This is a genomic window from Roseomonas rosulenta, from assembly GCF_016106005.1.
Lineage (GTDB): Bacteria > Pseudomonadota > Alphaproteobacteria > Acetobacterales > Acetobacteraceae > Neoroseomonas > Neoroseomonas rosulenta.
On sequence record NZ_JACADR010000296.1, the window covers coordinates 1 to 5158 of the forward strand.

The 5158-nt window shown below is 71.1% G+C and carries 6 protein-coding genes; 1 reads left to right on the forward strand and 5 read right to left on the reverse strand.

The genetic code is table 11. The annotated features are described in order from the left end of the window. The coding region (locus HW578_RS22505) for a hypothetical protein (protein WP_198372952.1) at window positions 1-313 on the forward strand (313 nt) is incomplete at its 5' end. A 90-nt stretch (window positions 314-403) separates the two neighbouring features. On the opposite strand, the gene HW578_RS22510 is transcribed toward HW578_RS22505, so the two are convergent. From HW578_RS22510 to HW578_RS22530, 5 genes are all read right to left on the reverse strand, one after another. Beyond that, a complete protein-coding gene (locus HW578_RS22510; protein ID WP_456308294.1) occupies window positions 404-2020 on the reverse strand; it encodes a long-chain-fatty-acid--CoA ligase in 1617 nt (538 codons plus the stop codon). Then, on the reverse strand, window positions 2017-2352 hold the full coding sequence (locus HW578_RS22515; RefSeq protein WP_198372953.1) for a DUF6285 domain-containing protein: 336 nt from the start codon (window positions 2350-2352) through the stop codon (window positions 2017-2019). Before HW578_RS22515 ends, HW578_RS22510 begins: the two co-directional genes overlap by 4 nt. Beyond that, a complete protein-coding gene (locus HW578_RS22520; RefSeq protein WP_198372954.1) occupies window positions 2342-3328 on the reverse strand; it encodes a phosphotransferase family protein in 987 nt (328 codons plus the stop codon). The genes HW578_RS22515 and HW578_RS22520 overlap by 11 nt, the downstream gene beginning before the upstream one ends. Then, entirely contained in the window at window positions 3321-4532 is a 1212-nt protein-coding gene (locus HW578_RS22525; protein WP_198372955.1) for an acyl-CoA dehydrogenase family protein, read from the reverse strand. Before HW578_RS22525 ends, HW578_RS22520 begins: the two co-directional genes overlap by 8 nt. Before the next feature lie 12 nt (window positions 4533-4544). Continuing rightward, the coding region (locus HW578_RS22530) for an SDR family NAD(P)-dependent oxidoreductase (RefSeq protein WP_198372956.1) at window positions 4545-5158 on the reverse strand (614 nt) is incomplete at its 5' end.

Below are 5158 nucleotides of genomic sequence, written 5' to 3' on the forward strand. Positions count from 1 at the left end.
TGCCGCGGTGCCGACCCCGACCGGGCTGGCGGCGGTGAGCTGCCCGTCCAGCACCGGCTGGGCGGCGCCGCGCATCTGCGCCACGCCGGGCCTGCGCGAACTCGATGCCGCGGTGGTGCGCGACGCGGCGGCGGCGCGCGTGCGATTCGCCAGCCAGCCGGCGACGCTGACGGAGATCGAGGCGCTGCTGACGCGCTACCTGACCGAGCGCGAGGCCTGCGGGCGCGCGCCGGGCCGGGTGCCGATCGACTGCCTGCAGGAGACGATGGAGGACACGCGCGCGGCGCTGCGACAGCGCGTGGCGCGCGGCTAGAGGCGCCTCCGCTCGCGGCAACGCCTCCAGCACTCTGTCGTTGCGAGCATCTTCGCCCGATCAGGTGATTCCACCAGACCGGGTTCTGCTCTAGCCCTTCAGCGCCCGGCGCAGCTCGAACTTCTGGATCTTGCCCGTTGCGGTCTTGGGCAGCGGCCCGAAGGTCACGTGCCGTGGCGCCTTGAAATGCGCGAGATGCGCGCGGCAATGGGCGATGATGTCGGCCGGGGTCGCGGTGGCGCCGGGCTTCAATGTCACGAAGGCGTGCGGCACCTCGCCCCATTTCGGGTCAGGGTGGGCCACGACTGCGGCCTCCATCACGTCCGGGTGGCGGTACAGCGCCTCCTCGACCTCGAGGCTGCTGATGTTCTCGCCGCCGGAGATCACGATGTCCTTGGCGCGGTCCTTCACCTCGATGTAGCCGTCGGGGTGCAGCACGCCGAGGTCGCCGGTGCGGAACCAGCCATCGACGAAGGCCGCGGCATTGGCGCGCGGATTGCGCAGGTAGCCCTTCATGACCGTGTTGCCGCGCAGCGCGATCTCGCCGAGTGTTGCGCCATCGGCGGGTACGCGCGCACCTGTCTCCTGGTCGAGCACGGCGGCATCTTCCAGCGTAGGCAGCGGCACGCCCTGCCGCGCCATGAAGGCAGCCTTGTCCGGCAGGTCGAGCGTGGCGATCTCGGGCTGCCAGGCGCACAGCAGCGAGGGGCCGTAGCATTCCGTCAGGCCGTAGAGGTGCGTGACATCGAAGCCCAGGCGCTCCATCGCCGCGATCACCGGCGAGGGCGGTGCGGCGCCGCCGGTGGCGATGCCGACGCGGTGCGGGAATCGCTGCTTCTGGTTCTCGGGCGCATGGATCAGCATGGTCAGCACGACGGGCGCTGCGCAGAGATGCGTGACGCCGTGCTCGGCGATCAGCGCGAAGATGCGGGCGGGATCGACGCGCCGCAGGCAGACATGCGTCCCGCCCTGCAGCGTCACGGCCCAGGTGTAGGTCCAGCCGTTGCAGTGGAACATTGGCAGCGTCCAAAGATAGACGCTCTGCGGCGACAGCGCGAAGGCGAGCGCATTGCCGCAGGCATTCAGGTAGGCGCCGCGGTGATGCACCACCACGCCCTTGGGGTCGCCCGTGGTGCCGGAGGTGTAGGAGAGCGAGATCGCCTGCCATTCATCGGCCGGCGGCTGCACGGGGAACGCGGCGTCGCCGGCAGCCAGGAAGTCCTCGTAGGGCGCGCCCGCGATGGTCGCGCCGCCGGGGCCCTCAGGGTCGTCCACCACCACGATGCGCGGCGGGCTGGCGGCGCCGTCCAGCGCGGCCGTGACCAGCGCGGCGAATTCCCGGTCCAGCAGCAGCACCTTCGCGCCCGAATGATCGAGGATGAAGCGCACGCTCGGCGCATCGAGCCGCGTGTTGATCGGGCAGAGCACCGCATGCGCCATGGGCACGGCCATGTGCGCTTCCAGCATCTCCGGGATGTTCGGCAGCAGTGCGGCGACCACGTCGCCGGGTGCGACGCCGGCGGCGCGCAGGGCCGAGGCCACTCGGCGGCTGCGCTCCAGGTACTGCGCATAGGTCAAGCGCCGCGCGCCGTGGATGATGGCGGTACGCCCGGGCCATATGCGCGCCGCACGCGCAAGGAAGGAGACCGGCGAGAGTGCTACGTGGTTCGCCGCCGATCTCGGCAGGTGGTCGTCCATCGCGGTCATGCCTTGCCGAGCGCGCGCGGCGCGCTGACGGCGCAGCGCGCGCGGGTGATGTCGTCGAGCAGCGCCGCCCCTTCGGCGTGGCGTGGCGTGCCTGGATCGTAGCGGCCGGCGCGGATCGCCGCGGCGAAGGCGCCAGGGTCGCCGGGGATGCGCGCGAGCGCCGCCGCTTCCCAGTCCGGCTGCGCCGCCGCCCGCGCGGCGATCGCCATGGCGTTCGCTACCATGCGCGCGGCGAAGGCCTTCTCGGGCGGCAAGGCGGGCAGCAGTTCGTTCAGCAGAACCTCGCGCGCGGTGGCGAGCAGGTCGGCTGCCTGCGGTTCCTCAGCGAGCATCGCGGGCCTCTACCATGCGCAGGATCTCCCACTCCAGACCGGGCACCATGTGGCCGGTCAGTGCCAGTTCCAGGTTGCGCTCGACGCCGGAGATGTGGCGTTCCGCCTGGTCCACCGCGATCGAGGCCCAGCGGATATGCGCGGCCAGCTCCCACCAGCGCACCCGCGCGTCGTCGACCGCGCCATAGCCCTCGTACAGCGCGGCGCGCGGGCCGATGCCGCCGGCCTCCTGCGCGTCATTGCCGAAGCGCCAGCACTTCGCGCAGAGCCAGCCGAGATCCGCATGCGGGTCGCTCCAGACCGCGAATTCCCAGTCCAGCACGGCGGTGACGCCGGCATCGTCCAGCATGATGTTGCCGGTGCGGAAGTCGTTATGGACCAGCACCGCGGGCAGCGGCGGCGGGGCGGTGCGCTCCAGGTGCCGCAGGCCCCATTCCAGCACCGGGCGCGGCCTGCGCTGGCGGTCGAGCGCGGCGCGCTGGTCGGCGATGAAGGCGCGGCAGGGGTCCTGCGGCGGCGCGCCCAGAAACGCGAGGTCGGCGCGCGGTGGCGTGATGGAATGGATGCGCGCGAGCTCGCGGCCCAGCGCGCGCACGCAGGCCTCGCGCCCGCCGCCCAGCGTCTCGCTGCGCACCACGCGATGCGCCGCGGCGGTGCCGGGGACGCGGCGCATGACGAAGAAGGGCGCGCCGGTCACGCCGGCCTCCTCGCACAGGAACAGCGGTTCCGGCACCGTCACGCCGGCGGCGAAGGCGGCGCGCAGCAGCGCGTATTCCTGGGCCCGGCCGTGGCTGACCGCGAGTGTCGCCGCGTTGTCGGTGCGCAACACCCAGGCGCGGCCGCCGGAGAGGTCAAGCGCCCAGTTCTGCTGGATGGCGCCGCCCGAGAGCAGCGCCATGCCCTCGATGGCCAGCGCCGCGTCGCCCGATGCAACGCGCAGCCAGTCGGTCAGGCGGGCGCGGCGCGCCTCATCCATGCCCGGCCTGGCCCCAGCGGAAGAAGCCGTCGCCCTCGGCCCGCAGGATGTTGGCCAGTACCATGCGGTGCACTTCCGAGGCGCCATCGACCAGTCGCGCCTGGCGGGCGTAGCGGTAGATCCACTCGATCACCGTGTCCTTGGAATAGCCGCGCGCGCCGAGCAGCTGCAGCGCCGTGTCCACGGATTTCTGCAACGCGTCGGCGACGACGATCTTCGCCATGGACACCTCCTTGCGCGCGAAGGAACCCTGGTCGAGCGCCCAGGCGGCGCGCATGGTCAGCAGGCGGCCGATCTCGATCTCCATCGCCGCCTGGCCGACCAGGCCCTGCACGCTCTCGCGGTCGATCAGCTTCTGGCCGAAGGAATCGCGCTGCTTGATGCGTTCCATCGCGATCTCGAGCGAGCGCCGCGCGAGGCCCGTCCAGCGCATGCAATGCGTCAGCCGCGCGACGCCGAGGCGCATCTGCGTCAGCTTCAGCCCGTCGCCGACGCCGAGCAGTCGCTGGCTGTCGGGGATTTCGAGCCCGTCGAAGACCAGCTCGCAATGTCCGCCATGTTCCTCCGGCCCCATGATCGGGATGCGGCGGACGATCTCCCAGCCCGGTGTGTCGGCCTTGAACAGGAAGGCGGAGAGCCCCTTGCGTTCATCATCCGAGGTGCGGGCGATGATGATGAAGATCTGCGCATTGCCTGCACCCGTGATGAACCACTTGCGCCCGGTGATGCGCCAGCGGTCGTTCCCGACGCGATCGGCGCGCGTATAGGTCAGGCCGGGGTCGGACCCGCAGCCATCGGGTTCCGTCATGGCGAAGGCGGATTGCACGGCGCCGTCCACGATCGGCAGCAGCCATTCGGTCTTCATCGCCTCGGGCAGCACGCGATCCAGGATCATCATGTTGCCGTCGTCGGGTGCCGCGGAATTGAACACCACGGGGCCGAAGATGGAGCGGTTCATTTCCTCGTAGCAGGCGGCCATGCCGATGCGCGGCAGTTCCATCCCGCCCAGGCGCTTGGGCATCTGCAGGGCCCAGAGGCCCTGCGCCTTCGCCTCTGCGCGCAGGCGCGCGAGCACGGCGGGCGCGATGTTCTCGTGCTCGTCGTAGTTGGCGCGCTCCGCCTCCAGCGGGATCAGGCGTTCGTCCACGAAGCGGCGGATGCGCAGGCGGACATCCTCGATCTCGGGGGGCAGGACGAAGTCCATGGTGCGGCGTTCCTACAATGCGTTGACCGAATGCCCGCCATCCACCGTGACCGTCGCACCTGTCATGTGCGCGCCGGCGGCGGAGGCAAGCAGAAGCAGCGGGCCCGTGAGATCCTCCGGCGATCCCAGGCGGCGCTGCGGAATGCGCTTGATCATTGCCTGGCCGGGCTCCGAGGCGAAGTAGTCGCGATTGATGTCGGTCGCGACATAGCCCGGCGCGATGGCGTTCACGCGGATGCCGAAGCGTGCCAGCTCCACCGCCATCTGCCGCGTCAGGTGCAGCAGACCGGCCTTGGCGGCGGTGTAGCCGGCCACGCCGGGAATGATGCGCTCGCCCAGCACCGAGGCGATATTGACGATCGACCCCGGCAGTTTCGCCGCGGCCATCCGCTTCGCCGATTCCTGTCCCACCAGGAAGCAGCCGCGCAGGTTCACGGCCATCACGCCGTCCCAGTCCTCGATGCCCTGTAGCAGCAGCGGCTTCGTCACCGCGATGCCGGCATTGTTCACGAGGATGTCGCAGGTGCCGCCGAGCGCGGCCTCGGCCGCGTCGAAGGCGGCGGGAATGCCGGTCGGGTCGGTCACGTCCAGCGGCACGGCGGCGGCGCGCGGGCCGAGCTCGGCCG